At 58.5% G+C, this 15,961-nt stretch carries 10 protein-coding genes; 8 read left to right on the plus strand and 2 right to left on the minus strand.

All coding sequences use genetic code 11. The features are described from left to right. Positions 1-185: 185 nt before the first annotated feature. The 8 genes from ACMGEE_RS11420 to ACMGEE_RS11455 all read left to right on the plus strand — a co-directional run bounded on the left by ACMGEE_RS11420 (position 186) and on the right by ACMGEE_RS11455 (position 14,500). Positions 186-4,286 carry a BapA/Bap/LapF family prefix-like domain-containing protein gene (locus tag ACMGEE_RS11420; RefSeq protein ID WP_436830052.1) on the plus strand — a complete coding sequence of 1,367 codons (4,101 nt, stop codon included), beginning with the start codon at positions 186-188 and terminating at the stop codon, positions 4,284-4,286. 73 nt (positions 4,287-4,359) lie between these two features. Then, on the plus strand, positions 4,360-5,712 hold the full coding sequence (locus ACMGEE_RS11425) for a TolC family outer membrane protein (protein WP_253459848.1): 1,353 nt from the start codon (positions 4,360-4,362) through the stop codon (positions 5,710-5,712). Between the two features lie 25 nt (positions 5,713-5,737). Beyond that, positions 5,738-7,888, plus strand: a complete 2,151-nt coding sequence (locus ACMGEE_RS11430; RefSeq protein ID WP_301730493.1) for a type I secretion system permease/ATPase — start codon at positions 5,738-5,740, stop codon at positions 7,886-7,888. Further along, positions 7,885-9,054, plus strand: coding sequence for a beta-barrel domain-containing protein (locus ACMGEE_RS11435; protein ID WP_253459854.1), 1,170 nt, complete (start codon positions 7,885-7,887; stop codon positions 9,052-9,054). The genes ACMGEE_RS11430 and ACMGEE_RS11435 overlap by 4 nt, the downstream gene beginning before the upstream one ends. A 531-nt stretch (positions 9,055-9,585) precedes the next feature. Then, positions 9,586-10,698 (plus strand): porin OmpC, encoded by a 1,113-nt coding sequence (gene ompC / locus ACMGEE_RS11440; RefSeq protein ID WP_301251905.1) that lies wholly within the window; start codon positions 9,586-9,588, stop codon positions 10,696-10,698. Positions 10,699-11,047: 349 nt separating this feature from the next. Continuing rightward, complete coding sequence (gene apbE, locus ACMGEE_RS11445; protein ID WP_436830053.1) at positions 11,048-12,094, plus strand: FAD:protein FMN transferase ApbE; 1,047 nt, start codon at positions 11,048-11,050, stop codon at positions 12,092-12,094. A gap of 40 nt (positions 12,095-12,134) precedes the next feature. Beyond that, positions 12,135-12,779, plus strand: a complete 645-nt coding sequence (alkB, locus tag ACMGEE_RS11450) for a DNA oxidative demethylase AlkB (RefSeq protein ID WP_253459863.1) — start codon at positions 12,135-12,137, stop codon at positions 12,777-12,779. Positions 12,780-12,850: 71 nt separating this feature from the next. Then, positions 12,851-14,500 carry a multidrug ABC transporter permease/ATP-binding protein gene (locus ACMGEE_RS11455; RefSeq protein WP_436830054.1) on the plus strand — a complete coding sequence of 550 codons (1,650 nt, stop codon included), beginning with the start codon at positions 12,851-12,853 and terminating at the stop codon, positions 14,498-14,500. Positions 14,501-14,568: 68 nt separating this feature from the next. Here the strand turns inward: ACMGEE_RS11455 and ACMGEE_RS11460 are convergent, their stop codons facing one another. Beyond that, positions 14,569-15,366, minus strand: coding sequence for a 4'-phosphopantetheinyl transferase family protein (locus ACMGEE_RS11460; RefSeq protein ID WP_436830055.1), 798 nt, complete (start codon positions 15,364-15,366; stop codon positions 14,569-14,571). 69 nt (positions 15,367-15,435) lie between these two features. Beyond that, a complete protein-coding gene (locus ACMGEE_RS11465; protein ID WP_125288215.1) occupies positions 15,436-15,642 on the minus strand; it encodes a hypothetical protein in 207 nt (68 codons plus the stop codon). Positions 15,643-15,961 lie beyond the last annotated feature (319 nt).

The raw sequence follows: 15,961 nt of genomic DNA on the forward strand, positions 1-15,961 counted from the left end.
TTTTTTTGGAAATTTTTTTTACCATTAGCCTTGTTGTGGATTATTTTTTAAATCCAGAAAGCACCGGGTCTGGCCTGGCACCTTTTTTGAGGCGCTGGCCGCTGCATGTCCGCTTTAAGTAAAGTAAATCTTTACTTTTACGCGGCGTCACTTTACTCATTTAACTGGTGCACAAGGGGATTTTTATGGCGTATTCAGGCTCAGGCCGCGTCAATATCGTGTCGCTGGCAAGCGGTGAAACACTGCTCGTCGAAAACGATTCACAGGCTTACACCCTCAGCGAACCCAGTATCGTCACCTTACAGGGCGCGCCTTCTCAGGTTTTTGCCTGGCAGAGGCAGGGCAGCGATTTGATCCTGCATCAGGATGGCGGCGTCTCGCGTTTTCAGCAGTTTTTTAGTACCGATCCACAATCGCAAAGCCAGCTGATTTTTCAGGATGGCGCTACGCAGCAGCAGGCGCTGTTCGCAAACGAAGCAGATGAGGCTGAAACAACCGTCACACTGACGCCGACGCTGGCTGCGGTGCCGGCAGCCGTCGAAACAGTGGATTCCACGCTGATTGTTAACAATATGGCCGTGCCTGTTGATAGCGTAGCAGCGGCCGTCACCACCACTCCCACAACGCCAACGCCAACGCCAACGCCTGGCACCGGCGCTGTTACCGCAGAAGCCTCGACCACACTGCCGACGCTGACCATCAATCCGGTTTCTGGCGATGACGCGGTTAACTATAAAGAGGGCGTTTACGGCGTCGAAATTACCGGCACCAGCACGCAGCTGGCCTCCGGCACGCGGGTAGAGCTGACGCTGGATGGTAAAACCTGGTCCGGCTACGTCAATAACAACGTCTGGTCGGTGCAGGTTGGTGACAGCGATCTGGCGGCGATCAAAGACGGCAGCTACACCTTTTCCGTCAGCGCCACCGACGCCAGCGGCAACAGCGTCAGCGCCACGCGCGATCTGCTGCTTATCAGCCACTACAACAGCAGCATCCCGCTGGTCACCACCGATGAGCTGACGCTGGCCGACGTGACTTATCAAAACGGCGAGCCGATCTACACCGTGACCGGCACGATGCAAACGCCTTTTCCGCTGACCATGTTTGCCGTTAAGGGCGAGATCGAAAGCTACCGTACCGGCACGCTGAATGCGGACGGCAGCTGGAGCGTGCAGCTCACTTCCCAGGATATCCATACTCAGCATGGGCAAAACGCGCTGGTGCTGGGCGTGCAGGACGGCGCGGGCAACTGGTTCGAGCAGCAGATTTATGTTACCACCGATTTGGAGACGCCGGTCGGCACGGGCGGCGGTGGCGCGGAAGTGCCGGTTCCTGTTCCGCCGGTAGAAAACCCAACGGGCGGTACGCCGCCGGATAACCCAGGCACCACGCCGCCGGAAACGGGCGGCGGCGCGACCGCTACGCCGAAGCCAACTATTGCCGTACCTTTCGGCGATGGCTGGCTGAATCACGATGAGAAAACCCATAGCGAAACGCTGAGCGGCACCACGGGCGTGACGGGCAGCGGTCAACAGGTAGCGATCAATATCAGCGGCAGCCGCTATCAGGCAACGGTGGCGGACGACGGTAAATGGAGCCTGGCGCTGACCTCCGCCCAGCTGATGGGCACTGATTTCTCTACCGGCAAGCACTGGATTAACGTCTACGCCACTAATGCCGAAGGCGAAAGCGGGAAGACCGGCGCCTACTTCTTTACCGATATCAGTACGCCGCATGTCAGCGTCGATACGCTGTCGAACACGGATATCAACCTGAATAGCGCCCGGCAAAACGGCCTGGCCTTTACCGGCACGGGCGATGCGGGCGACGGACTGACGCTGACGCTGGGCACCCAGACCTGGCAGACGCTGGTCGGCTTCGACGGCACCTGGCGGGTAGACATCACGCCGCAGCAGGCGCAGCAGCTGCAATTGGGCAACTATACGCTGAAAGCCAGCGTGACCGATCCGGCGAAAAACGTTGGCACGGAGACACAGGATATTACGTTTTACAACGGCGCGGTGACGCCCGCTGCGGCTGTTGACAGTGTTTCCGCCGACGATGCCGCCGCAGCCGCAGCCGCAGCCGCGACCGCCGGGCAGGCGATCCAAGCTGCCCAGCCTGAAGCAGACAGTAGCGGCGTGCTGCTGGCCGCCACCGCCGTGCCGCATCCCACTATCAATACGCCTTTTGGCGATGGCTGGCTGAATCGCAGTGAAAAACTTGACGGTCAGGCCCTGGTCGGCACGACCGGCGCGATCGGCAGCGGCCAGACGGTTACGGTGAATATCAACGGCGTGGACTACCAGGCCGCGGTGACCAACGATGGGAACTGGCGTCTGGATCTGAATACCGAAACGCTGCTGCACAGCGAATTTAATACCGGCAAGCGCTGGATCACCGTGACCGCCAGCAACGCGGAAGGCGAAACGGGTAGCACCCAGGCTTACTTCTTTACCGACGTCAGCACGCCGCAAACGGCTATCGACACCCCTGCTGACGGGACGCACATCAATCTCAACCAGATCGCCGAAAATTATCTCTTTACCGGCACGGGCGATGCGGGCGATGCGCTGACCCTGACGCTGGGCGCGCTGACCTGGCACACCACGGTCGGCTTTGACGGAACCTGGCAGGCGGCGCTGACGCCGCAGCAGGCGCAGCAGCTGACCGCGGGCGACTACACGCTACAGGCCACGATTTCGGACATGGCGAAAAACGTCGGCTCCAGTTCACTGACGCTGGACTTTTACAGCGGCAGCACGTCGCCGACCGTCACCATTAACAGCCTCTCCGACGACAACCGCGTCAATCTCAACACCCTTACCGATGATTACGCCATCAGGGGAACCGGCGAGGTGGGGGCCAGGGTTACCGTGTCCATCGGCTCGCTTGCACTCGGCTCGGTTATTGTAGGGCAGAACGGCGAATGGACAACCTGGCTGTACGAGAACGACGCTAAGCAGCTGACCGCCGGTAATACCACGATACTCGCCAGCGTGCAGGATTCGGCCGGGCATGAACACAGCGCGTCGCTAAGTGTGGAGCTTTATGCGGCGGACGTGCAGCCAACGCTGACCATGGATACGGTGGAAATCAACGATATCGTTGATTACGCCAACTATCAGAATGATGTCCAGCTGCACGGCGACAGCTGGGGTCTGCATACGGACACCGAAGTTACCATTACCCTGGCCGACAAAACCTATACTGGCTATGTCTACGCCAATCACTGGATGGCCACGATCCCTTCAGCGGATATAGAGGCGACGGCGGACGGCTACTATAACCTTAAGGTCAGCGTTGAAAGCGCGGGCGGCAATGCCAGCGCCAGCCGCGACGTCCTGCTGCTGTCGCATTTTCACAGTAGCGATCCCGTGCTGACGTTTAACGCGCTGACGCCAGAAGATGTTGTTTATCACGACGATAATGCTTACTACCTTATCAGCGGCACGGTGACCGAACCGCTCCCCGTAGACAAGCTGTCGTTTTATGGCGGCGAGCTGCTTAATTACTATGATATCAACGTGGCGGCGGACGGCACTTTCACCTCCGAGGTGCCGGTAAGCGAATATACCTCCATTTCTTCTACGCCTGGCTTCTACGTCTCCTATCAGGACGCGGCGGGCCATTGGTATGAGACGCGGGATAGCGTCACTCTGCCGGATGCGCCAGCCACAGTAGAAACGGCCGATCAAAGTACGTTTAGCCTGCTTGCGGAGGCTAATCCCCTGGATGACGTTAGTCACGCCAGCGCCACGGATGCGCACGAGAGCAGCGCGGCAGCCGTAACGGAAAGCGGCGCTACCGGCGGCGAACCGGCCGTAGCCAGCCACGTCGAAAGCGTTGCTCCCACCGCTGGCACCGAGGGCAATGACACCTTTACGCTCTCCACGTTGAATCTGCTCAGCAATCTGAACGGCGGCGCCGGTCACGACACGCTGGTGCTGGGCGGTGCGCACGAAGCGCTGGATTTCGCCTCGCTGGGCCTGAAGATTGGCAGCGTTGAAACGATCGACCTCGGCACCTCCGGCAGCAACAGCCTTACGCTGGGGCAACAGGATCTGCTGGCGCTGACCGACAACGCCAGCGAGGCGCTGACCATCAAAGGCGCGGACGGCAGCGCGGTGACGCTGAGCACCGCCGAAGGCGGCGTCTGGAACGAGGCCGGTATGCAGACGATCGCCGGTCAGCAGTTTGATCTCTATCACAATTCCTCCGCAAGCCATGAAGGCACGCTGGCGGATGTCTTAATTCAACATAATCTACAGGTACAGACTGCCTGACGTAACAGGCCGGCGCGGGGTTGCCGCACCGGCCGTTTTTTCACCAAAAAGGAAGAAGGAAGAGAGGACCAGGATGAAGAAAGTGTGGGTATCTTTGTGCCTGGCCGCGCTGTGCGGCACCGTGGGACAGAATGCGCTGGCAGCAAAGCAGCAGAAAGTGGAATTTAACTGGCGTGCCGCTCCCACCGAGGAGCAAATCTCAACGCTGACGCTACGTGAAGCTATCCTCCGGGCCTTTGCCCGCAACCCAAAAATCTCCGAGGCCGCCGCGCAAATCCGCGTGGGCGAGGCCGATCTGGATGCCGCCGAAAGCGCCTGGTATCCGCAAATTTCCCTGGCGGCGACCGGTGGACGATCGCACACCACCGACTCCTCCGGCAGCCTCAACAACAACGGCTCTGGCGGCATTACCCTCAGCCAGCTGCTGTATGACTTTGGCCGCACCGGCGGCGCTATTGACGAACAGCATCACCTCTCTGAAGCCTATCGCTTCGCCCTTTACGACACCATGACCACGGTGGCGCAGGATACGCTACAGGCCTATTTGCAGGTCAAACGCTACCGGGCGCTGGTGGAGGCGGCCAAAAACAACGTCGCCTCGCTGGAACATGTCAAGGACATCGCCCATATGCGCGCCGACGCGGGGTTAAGCTCGCAGTCGGACGTGCTACAGGCGGAAACCCGCATCGCCGGGATGCACGCGACGATGGAGCAGTACCGCGCTTCAGAACGCTCTGCGCTGGCGCAGCTGACGGTGCTGACCGGCGTGGTGCCCAGCGCGCTGCCGGAGCTGCCGCAGTCGCTGTTGAATCAGCAGATCACGCTGGACAGGATCGCCTACGAAAAAAGCGCGGCGGTGCGCAGCGCGCAGGCCAAACAGGAAGCGGCGATCGAACGCGTTCGCCAGGCGTCCTCTAACCACTGGCCGACCATCAAAGTGCAGGCGGGCCGCACGCGTTATGAAAACGCCACCCGATCCTATTGGGACGACGAGCTACAGCTTCAGGTAGAAGCGCCGCTTTATCAGGGCGGTCTGGTCAACGCCAGAACCCGCGCGGCGGAAGGCGACCGCGAAGCGGCCCAGGCCGCCGTCGAACAGTCCAAGCTGGATATCAATCAGAGCGCCTCCACCGCCTATGCCGACATGATTGGCGCGCAGCAGCGCCAGACGGCAGGCGAGCAGCAGCTGAGCAGCGCCGCTCACACCCGCTCGGTTTACGCCGACGAATACAAATTAAATAAGCGCAGCCTCAACGATTTACTGAGCGTTGAGCAGGATGTCTTTCAGGCTGACAGCAGCCGTCTGACCGCGCTTTACGACGGCTGGGACGCCACCGTGCGCTACGCTTCCGCCGTCGACAACCTGCTGGATATTATGGGCATCGATCGTGAAGCCACCAGCGGACAAACCCTGCCATCGCTCTGATGCCAAACAAGATAAGGCTGTATTTATGACCAAAACCGCTAGCACTGAAAACTGGATTGACGCCATGCTGCGCGTGGCGGCGCGCTTTGGCAAACCGGCGGATGGTTCCACGCTGCGCCAGCAGATGCGCTGGTTTGAGCATCTTACCCCCGCGCAGCAGCTGGAACGGCTGGCGGGCCTGCTGGGCCTGCATCTGACCATGATGCCGCGCGATAAAATTCGCTGGCGGCAGGAGGTGACGCCGGTGGTGCTGATTATGGAAAACGGCAGCGTGGTGGTGGTGGAAACCATCGATACGGAGGGCAAAGCGCGCTACTGGCTGAGCGACGGCGGCGACGTGGTGCGGGAAAGCGAGCTGGCGCTGCTGCTGGCGCAAAGCCAGGAGCAGGTCGGCATTGTCGGCGTGGCGGCGCGCGGACGCGACGCGCGCATCGACGAATTTGTGCAGCCGTACAAAAAGCACTGGTTCTGGGAAAACTTTCGCGGCATGGGCCGCCGCATCATGGAGATTTCGCTGGCTTCGGTGGTCGGCAACGTGCTGGCGCTGGCCGGCATCCTTTTCTCCATGCAGGTTTATGACCGCGTGATCCCGGCGCAGTCGGAGCCGACGCTGTGGGTACTGTTCGCCGGCGTGCTGATTGCCGCCGCCATCGAATATGTGATTCGTTTGATGCGCACCCAGGTTTCGGATCTGATGGGAAAGCGCATCGATCTGAAAGTTTCCTCCATGCTGTTCGCGCGTGCGATGAATATTCGCAACGAAGCGCGGCCAAAATCCACCGGGTCTTTTATCTCGCAGCTGCGTGAAATCGATCAGGTTCGCGAGCTGCTGACCTCGACTACCGTGGGCGCGGCGGCGGATATGCCTTTTGTGATCCTGTTTTTATGCCTGATGGGCTTTATCGGCGGCCCGCTGGTGATTATTCCTCTGCTGGCGATCCCGCTGATCGTTATTCCGGGGCTGCTGGTACAGTTCCCGATGGCGAAGCTGGCGAAAGAGGGGCTACGCGAGGGCGCGCTGCGCAACGCGGTGCTGGTGGAAACCATCGAAGGCATCGAGGACATCAAATCCTTACAGGCGGAACCCTATTTCCAGCGGCAGTGGGAGCAGACGCATGAGGTCAGCGCCACTATCGGCATGCAGCAAAGGCTGTGGGGCGCGAGGCTGACCGGCTGGGCCTCGACGGTGCAGCAGCTGACCTATGCCAGCATGTTGGTGTTCGGCGTTTACCTGGTGCTGAACGGCGATATCACCACCGGGACGCTGGTCGCCAGCAGTCTGCTCTCATCGCGCACCATCGCGCCGCTGATGCAGCTGACCATGGTGTTTTCGCGCTGGCAACATGCCAAAACCGCGATGGCGGGTCTGGATGAGCTGCTGAAAAAACCGCTGGATCAGCCGGAAGAGGGCGAAATGGCGCACTGTCCGACGCTGACCGGCCATTACGATCTGCGCGGCGTGCAGTACAGCTACGATGAGGAAAACGTTAAAAACGTGGTGACCATCAACCAGCTGCAAATCAAGCCGGGCGAGCGCGTGGCGATCCTCGGCAAGGTCGGCGCGGGGAAATCCACGCTGCTGAAGCTGCTGGCCGGGCAGGCGCGGGCAACGCAGGGCAAAGTGATCGTCGACGGCGTGGACGTTCAGCGCATCGATCCGGTAGATCTGCGTCGTCAGCTGGGCTGGCTGTCGCAGGACTCGCGCCTGTTTTTCGGCACGCTGCGGCAAAACCTGATGCTGGGCAATCCGCACGCCAGCGAGCAGGAAATGCTCCAGGCCCTGAAGGTCAGCGGCGCGCTGAGCCTGGTGCAGCAGGATGCGTCCAGCCTTGACCGTATTATCAACGAGGGCGGGCGCGGCCTGTCCGGCGGGCAGCGGCAGATGGTGATGCTCAGCCGCATGATCCTGCGGCAGCCGCAGGTGGTGCTGATGGACGAGCCGACCGCCTCGATGGATGAAGCGCTGGAAGAGTATGTGATCCGGCAGATGCAGGGCTGGCTGTCGGGCCGCACGCTGGTGCTGGTCACGCACCGTCCGGCGCTGCTGAAGCTGGTGGACAGAATTATCGTTATGGATAACGGGCGCATCGTGGCGGACGGCCCGCGCGATGATATTTTACGCGCCGCCGCCGCGCAGACGGCGAAGCAAACCGGCGGACAGGGGGACGCAGCATGAGCCTGATACTGATCGACCGCAGCCTGAAACGTAACGAAAAGCGCACCTCGGCTATTATCTGGCTCTGTACCGCCGCGCTGGTGATCTTTTTTGTCTGGGCGCATTTCGCCATTCTGGACGAGGTCACGGTCGGCACCGGTAAAGTCACGCCGTCCAGCCGCGCGCAGATTATCGACAGCCTGGACGGCGGCATCGTCAATCAGCTGAACGTGCATGAAGGCGATATCGTCGAAAAGGGCCAGGTGCTGGGCCGTCTCGACCCCACACGCTTTCAGTCCAATTTTGGCGAGGCGGCAGCTAAAGCCCGTACGCTGCGCGCCTCGGCGGAACGACTGCGTGCTGAACTGACCGGCGCGCCGCTGGCGTTCAGCGCTGAAACGCTCAAGGAGCCGGAGCTGGTGGCGCGCGAGACGCAGCTTTTCCAGTCGCGTCGGCGCAACCTCACGGAAACGGTCAGCAACCTTACCCAGTCGATGAAGCTGGTGCAGGACGAGCTGCGCATGACCGAGCCGCTGGTGGCGAAAGGCGCGGCGGGGCAGGTGGAGGTGATCCGGCTGCGTCGGCAGATTAGCGATCTGCGCGGTAAGATCGACGAGGCAAAAAATGATTACGCGGTACGCGCGCGCGAGGAACAGGTTAAAAACAATGCCGATCTGGATGCTCAGCTCCAGGTACTGACCGGTAAAGAGGATCAGCTGACGCGCGCCACGCTCTATTCGCCGGTGCGCGGCATCGTCAAAGATATCCAGGTCACCACCGTCGGCGGGGTGCTGCAACCGGGCGGTAAGCTGATGGAGATTGTTCCGCTGGAGGATCAGCTGCTGATTGAAACCCGCATCAACCCGCGCGATATCGCCTATATCCGTCCGGGATTGCCTGCGGTGGTCAAAATCACCGCCTACGACTCTTCTATCTACGGCAATCTGGATGGCGAAGTGGAGACGGTTTCGCCGGATACGCTGCAGGACGAGGTTAAACGCGACCAGTATTACTATCGCGTTTACGTACGTACGCAGAAGGCGGAGCTGGTCAATAAGGCCGGCAGAAAATTCCCTATCGTGCCCGGCATGGTGGCGAACGTTGAAATTAAAACCGGCCAGAAATCCGTCATGGATTACCTGGTTAAGCCGCTGAATAAGGTTAAAGAGTCGCTGCGCGAAAGATAATTACTTACGCCGCTGAATAGTGAATGAAATAAACTTTTATCATTCGCCGTTCAGCGGTTTTTTTTGGCCTTAATTATAACCGTAGAAACAGCGAGGCGTTCTGCATATAGCGGCCATAAAAAAAGCCGAACACAAGGTTCGGCCGAAAAATAGGGTAAAACAAAACATTCGGGGTGAATGAAGGTAATAATGAAATAAAATGATGATAGCCCGGTTATTATAAACCAAAATGCTACGCCTTTTTATCATTCAGTGCTCACACAAGTAACATTACATAACCATATGAATCTTCAAAGATTAGCTATTACTTGACATTAAGTGCGTTATTTTTTATCACTGCGTGCGGCCATAAAGTTCTCGGTTATTATCATTTTGTAATATTTGAATTACAAAATGAAACACATTCGGAAATTTAGTAGCATTTTCTTTATAGATTATTACTGTCCGCGCTCTACCATGAGGGTGCCGACTGAATTTTCGACGTTCAGCACGCAGTGGTAAATAAGGCATATAACAAGAGGGTAATACAAAATGAAACTTCGCGTTCTCTCCCTGGTCGTTCCGGCCATGCTGATCGCAGGTTCTGCCGGCGCGGCAGAAATCTACAATAAAGACGGGAACAAGCTCGACCTGTTTGGCAAAGTAGACGGCCTGCACTATTTCTCTGATAACGATGGCTCCGATGGCGACCAGTCTTATCTGCGCTTCGGCTTCAAGGGCGAAACCCAAATCAGCAACGAGCTGACCGGTTACGGCCAGTGGGAATACCAGGCGGCGCTGAACACCACGGAAAATGAAGGCACCGCAGACAGCTACACGCGTGTTGGCTTTGCCGGTCTGAAATTCGGCGATGCGGGCTCTCTGGACTATGGTCGTAATTACGGCGTGGCTTACGATATCGGCGCATGGACCGACGTGCTGCCGGAGTTCGGCGGCGACACCTACGGCGCGGACAACTTTATGTTCCAGCGCTCCAGCGGCCTGGCGACCTACCGCAACAACAACTTCTTCGGTGCGGTTGAAGGCCTGAACTTCGCTATCCAGTATCAGGGCAAAAACAACAGCGGCACCGAGCTGGACGGACGTGACGTGCTGGCGCGCAACGGCGACGGCTGGGGTTTGTCCACCACTTACGATCTGGGTTCCGGCTTCGGTATCGGCGCGGCGATGTTCAGCTCTGACCGCACCAACGAACAGAACAATAACACCAACGGCATTCTGGGTAACGGCGACAAGGCAACAGCCTATACCGGCGGCCTGAAATATGATGCTAACAACATCTACCTGGCGGCGATGTATACCCGTTCTTACAACGCAACCCGCTTTGGCGACAGCAGAAGCGACGACAGCATCTACGGTTACGCCAACACGGCGGATAACTGGGAAGTGGTGGCGCAGTATCAGTTCGACTTCGGCCTGCGTCCGTCTCTGGCGTTCGTCAGCTCTCGCGGCTCCGATATCGAAGGATACGGCACGCAGAACCTGAAAAAATATGTGGATGTAGGCGCGACTTACTACTTTAACAAAAACATGTCTACCTACGTTGACTACCAGATCAACCTGCTTGATGACAACAACTTTACCGACGCTGCCGGCATCAACACCGATGACGTAGTGGCGCTGGGCTTAGTATACCAGTTCTGATTTACGCGGGAGCGCGCCATGCGCTCCCGCTTCTTAACTCTTCGCCGTTTCCCTGCGCTTAGCGTACCTCCCTGACCACTTTCTCAGCGAAAACGTGGACGATTGAGCTGTCTGGTATGCGTCTGCTTGTAATGCTTGTAGCCTGAAAAGATAATCAGCGCGAGACAGACGAAAGGCAGCAGAAAGTAGATCATAAAGACCTCCATTATTGCGGCAAAGCGCCGCGGTAAAGTGGGTTCAATGGGTATACTGAGTAGCATCCGTCAGAAGATCAACCCCGCCTGGTCCGGCGCCATGCTGCATTTTCACGCTTTCAGGACCAAAACTATTGCAGGGAAATTTGCGTAATATGAAGAAGAAATGGCTGTACTATCCTGTTATGGCAGCATTTATCCTGCTTTCCGGCTGTGACCGTCATCGTGAAACCGTTGGTGCGTCAGCCATGGTGCTGGAAGGACGCACTATGGGAACATTCTGGAGGGTTAGCCTCGCCAACATTGACCCCGGCCTGAAAGAAAATCTGCAAAAAGCGGTGCAGCAGCAGCTGGATAATGACGATCGGGAGCTGTCGACCTGGAAAGCCGATTCGGTGCTTTCGCGCTTTAATCAGTATCGCGGCAGCGACCCGCAGCCGGTCAGCGACAACATGGCGGACATCGTCACTATGGCGCTGCGCATCGGCCAGAAAACGCACGGCAAAATGGACATCACCGTCGGGCCGCTGGTCAATCTGTGGGGATTTGGGCCGGTTAAGCAGCCAGCCACCGTGCCGACGCAGGCGCAGATTGCGGCGGCGCGCGCGCTGACCGGCCTGCAACATCTGCGCGTTATCCAGCGCAGCGAAGGGGCTTATCTGCAAAAGGATCTGCCGAATCTTTATGTCGATCTGTCCACCATGGGAGAAGGGTTCGCCACCGATCATCTGGCGCGCCTGCTGGAAAAAGAAGGGATCAATAATTACCTGGTTTCCGTTGGCGGCGCGGTGCTGACGCGCGGCCAAAACGCCGAAGGCAAGGCGTGGAAAGTAGCGATCCAGAAGCCTACCGATAAAGAAAACGCGGTGCAGGCGGTAGTGGATCTGCAGGGGCACGGTATCAGTACCTCCGGCAGCTATCGCAACTATTATGAGCTGAACGGCAAACGCATTTCGCATGTGATCGATCCGACCACCGGCGAGCCGATCCAGCACAAGCTGGTTTCCGCAACGGTGATCGCGACCACCGCGCTGGAAGCAGACGGTTGGGATACCGGCCTGATGGTGCTTGGCGAAGAGCAGGCGAAGGCGCTGGCGCTGCGCGAACAGCTGGCGGTTTATCTGATCGTGAAGCAGGGCAACGGCTTTAGCAGCTGGATGTCGCCGCAGTTCAGCGCCTTCCTGCTGCCGGAAGCGCAATAGCGGCATTTACTCACGGGCAACGGCCCGCTAAGGAGCCATTATGCTGGACTTATTTAGTGAAGAAGCGCCCTGGCTGGAGCCGCTGGCGGAAGGCGCGGCTATCCTGCGTCGACGCGCGCGGGACGAGGCGGCAGCGCTGCTGGCGCTGGTTGACGATATCGCCGCGCAGAATCCTTTTCATCACCGCATTACGCCGGGCGGACACCGCATGTCGGTGGCGATGACCAACTGCGGCGATTTCGGCTGGTCGACGGACGCGCGCGGCTATCAGTACAGCGAATACGACAGCGTTAGCGGCCAGCGCTGGCCGGCGATGCCGGATCGCTTCCATCAGCTGGCGGTGGCCTGCGCGGAAGAGGCCGGTTTTCCCCATTTTCAGCCCGATGCCTGCCTGATTAACCGCTATGCGCCGGAGGCGAAGCTCAGCCTGCATCAGGACAAGGATGAACAGGATATGCGCCAGCCTATCGTCTCTGTTTCGCTGGGCCTGCCCGCCGTGTTTCAGTTTGGCGGCTTCGAGCGGGGCGACGCGGTGCAGCGCGTGCTGCTGGAGCATGGCGACGTGGTGGTATGGGGCGGGCCGTCGCGCCTGCGCTATCACGGCATCCTGCCGTTAAAAGCGGGCAGCCATCCGGCCACCGGCGCATTTCGCTATAATCTGACCTTCCGGCGCGCTTTTCGGTAAACGAGAATTATTATTGCTATCGTCCCGCTTCTCATTAAACTGCAGGCTGCTCAGAATAATGGGATAGTGTCATGGAGTTGCTTCGCGTCGTTTACCGCCAGTATCGCTGGCCTTTTGTGCTGGTTATTGGCCTCAGTTTGCTGAGCGCCGCGCTCGGTATCGGGCTGATCGCTTTTATCAACCGCGAGCTGATTGTTTCGCTGAACGCCGGTACCTGGCTGCTGCCGTCTTTCCTTGGGCTGCTGCTGCTGCTGATGGCGGTGACCCTGGCCTCGCAGCTGGCGCTGACGCTGCTTGGCCACCATTTTGTTTATCGGCTGCGCGGTAAGTTTATTCGACGCATTCTGGATACGCAGATCGAACGTATCGAACAGATCGGCAGCGCCCAGCTGCTGGCCGCGCTGACCAGCGACGTCCGCAGCATTACCCTTGCCTTTGTGCGCCTGCCCGAGCTGATCCAGGGCGTGATCCTGACTTTAGGTTCGGCCGCTTACCTGGCGTGGCTGTCGCCGAAAATGCTGCTGATCACTACCCTCTGGCTGACCATCACCATCGTCGGCGGCTGGCTGCTGGTCTCCAGAGTCTATCGCCATCTGGCGAAGCTGCGCGAGCTTGAAGACGCGCTTTACGCCGACTATCAAACCATTATCGAAGGGCGCAAAGAGCTGGCGCTTAACCGCCAGCGCGCGCAGCAAATTTACGAGACGGTTTATCAGGAAGACGCTCGAGCATATCGTCACCATATTGTGCGCGCCGATACTTTCCATCTCAGCGCGGTGAACTGGTCGAATATCATGATGCTGGGCGCCATCGGGCTGGTCTTCTTTATGGCTAACGGTCTGGGCTGGGCGAATACGGCGGTAGCGGCGACCTATTCGCTGACGCTGCTGTTCCTGCGCACGCCGCTGCTTTCCGCCGTCGGCGCGCTGCCTACGCTGCTGAGCGCCCAGGTTGCCTTTAACAAGCTCCACACCTTCAGGCTGGCGGCTTACCAGGAAAGCTTTGCGCAGCCCGCCGCCGCGCGTGCGTGGCAAACGCTGGAGCTGCGTGACGTGGTGTTTCATTATGGCGACGGCGGCTTTGCCGTCGGCCCGATCGACATGACGCTGAAACGCGGCGAGCTGGTCTTTCTGATCGGCGGCAACGGCAGCGGTAAATCCACGCTGGCGATGCTGCTGACCGGCCTTTATCAGCCGGTATCCGGGCAGATCCTGCTGGACGGCGTGCCGGTGGCGGCAACGGAGATGGCGGACTATCGACGCCTTTTCTCCGCCGTCTTTACCGATGTTCACCTGTTTGACCGCCTGATCGACGCCAGCGGCGAGCCGGCCGATCCGGCTCAGGTACAGCTGTGGCTGGAGCGCCTGCATATGCAGGATAAACTCAAGCTGGAAGGCAACCGGGTGCTGAACCTTAAACTGTCGAAAGGGCAGAGCAAGCGTCTGGCGATGCTGCTTGCTACGGCGGAGCAGCGCGACATTCTGCTGCTGGACGAATGGGCCGCCGATCAGGATCCGCATTTCCGCCGCATCTTCTACCGCGAGCTGCTGCCGTGGCTGAAAGAGATGGGCAAAACCGTTGTTGCCATCAGCCATGACGACCACTATTTTCTGCACGCCGACAGGCTGCTGGAAATGCGTGAAGGCAAACTAAGCGAGCTGATCGGCGAAGCGCGCGATCAGGCTACGCTGGATGCGGTAAAACGCACCGGCACCGACTAGCCTGCCGACGCCGGCTTGCCGTCACTCAGGCTGTCTAAAAAATGGATAAGCCAGCCTGAGGCTATGGCTTAATAAGGACCAGTGGGCGTATCGGCCGCCTGCGTGACGATGACCCAGCTGGTCAGCTGCTCTTCAGCCAGCGCCACGCGGCCGGTAAACAGCGTGCCGACGGGAAAGCCTGGCGATAAGGCCCGGTTCAACCGCAGCGTGACGTTGGTCAGTCCGGCCCGGCAAGCGATGATTTCCGCCTCGTTGAAATGCATAAACTGGCGGAAAAGCGGGAACAGCGCCTTATACAGACTCTCCTTGAGGGAAAAAGCGGCGGTGAGCGCGGTCGCGAACGGCACGCCGCTGCTCTGTAAAATGCCGTGTTCGCGCTCGTTAATAATCATCTCACGCATCTCTTCCGCCGCTTCGGGCCGCATAATCTCTTCGCAATCCACGCCGGGCTGCTTTCCCGTCACCTTATCGGCCAGCAGGAGGCTGATGCAGGCGCGGGTATGCGAAAGGGAACCCGCTATTCCTTCTGGCCAGACCGGCGCGCGGTCGGCATCGTTAGTCAACAGGAAGTCGTCAAAGCCAAACTGACGCAGCGCTGCACGCACGCACAAGCGGCTGGCAAGGTATTCCGCCCGGCGTTTCGCCACGGCTTTATTCAGGTGAGCAGGGAAGGGCAGGCGATAGTCGGTGAACAGTTGGTCGCTGTAATAAGCCAGATCGTAGCGGGCCTGTACCAGCAGAACATCAGGATGTTCTGCCAGTCGGGAACTGACGGGCGCGGTTAAAAACCGATCTTTGGGTAAGGTGGCGCCCGACAAAAACGCCGGTTCGCTCTGTGCCGGTCTGTTGAGCCAATCAGAACGCATTTCTTCTGCCTGTTAATCAAAAAGAGGATTTAAGCAGGTTAGCGTACCGAGAGTAAAGCACGGCGCAGATTACTTGTTGGGAGGAATGTGCAGCCCTTTCAGTGAAACGACAAAGTGCTTATTGCCGCGGGAAATCTTCGCGCCGCGATCGCACCAGTGGCTGGCGAATCGAAAAAAATCATCGCTGTCAATGTCATAGGCCAGTTCAACCTTGCTGATACCGGACTGCAGCATCTCTTCAGCGTCCCTGTAATTTCTTGCCTTAATGATTGCCATTGGGTTACCTGTTACTGCCTCAAAAAGTGTAGGGTCAGCCTATGTCAAGAAGATGACAGTTTTGTTGCAGCGTCTGGCTTTAAGATTAAGGCTAATGCCAACCGGGCCGGCAAGAAGTGTGCTTTATGACGGAAGCGCTTTCGTAGAGGCTTTCTGGTCAACGCATTGAAGATAAATTAGCGACTTTTTAATGATTTATAATTGGCCTCAGGATCGCAGCGCGCTGAAAATGCTGGCCTGACACCTGACACCTGACACCTGACACCTGACACCTGACACCTGACACCTGACACCTGACACCTGACACCTGACACCTGAC

This window comes from Erwinia artemisiae (genome assembly GCF_051400835.1).
Classification (GTDB): Bacteria; Pseudomonadota; Gammaproteobacteria; order Enterobacterales; family Enterobacteriaceae; genus Erwinia; species Erwinia aeris.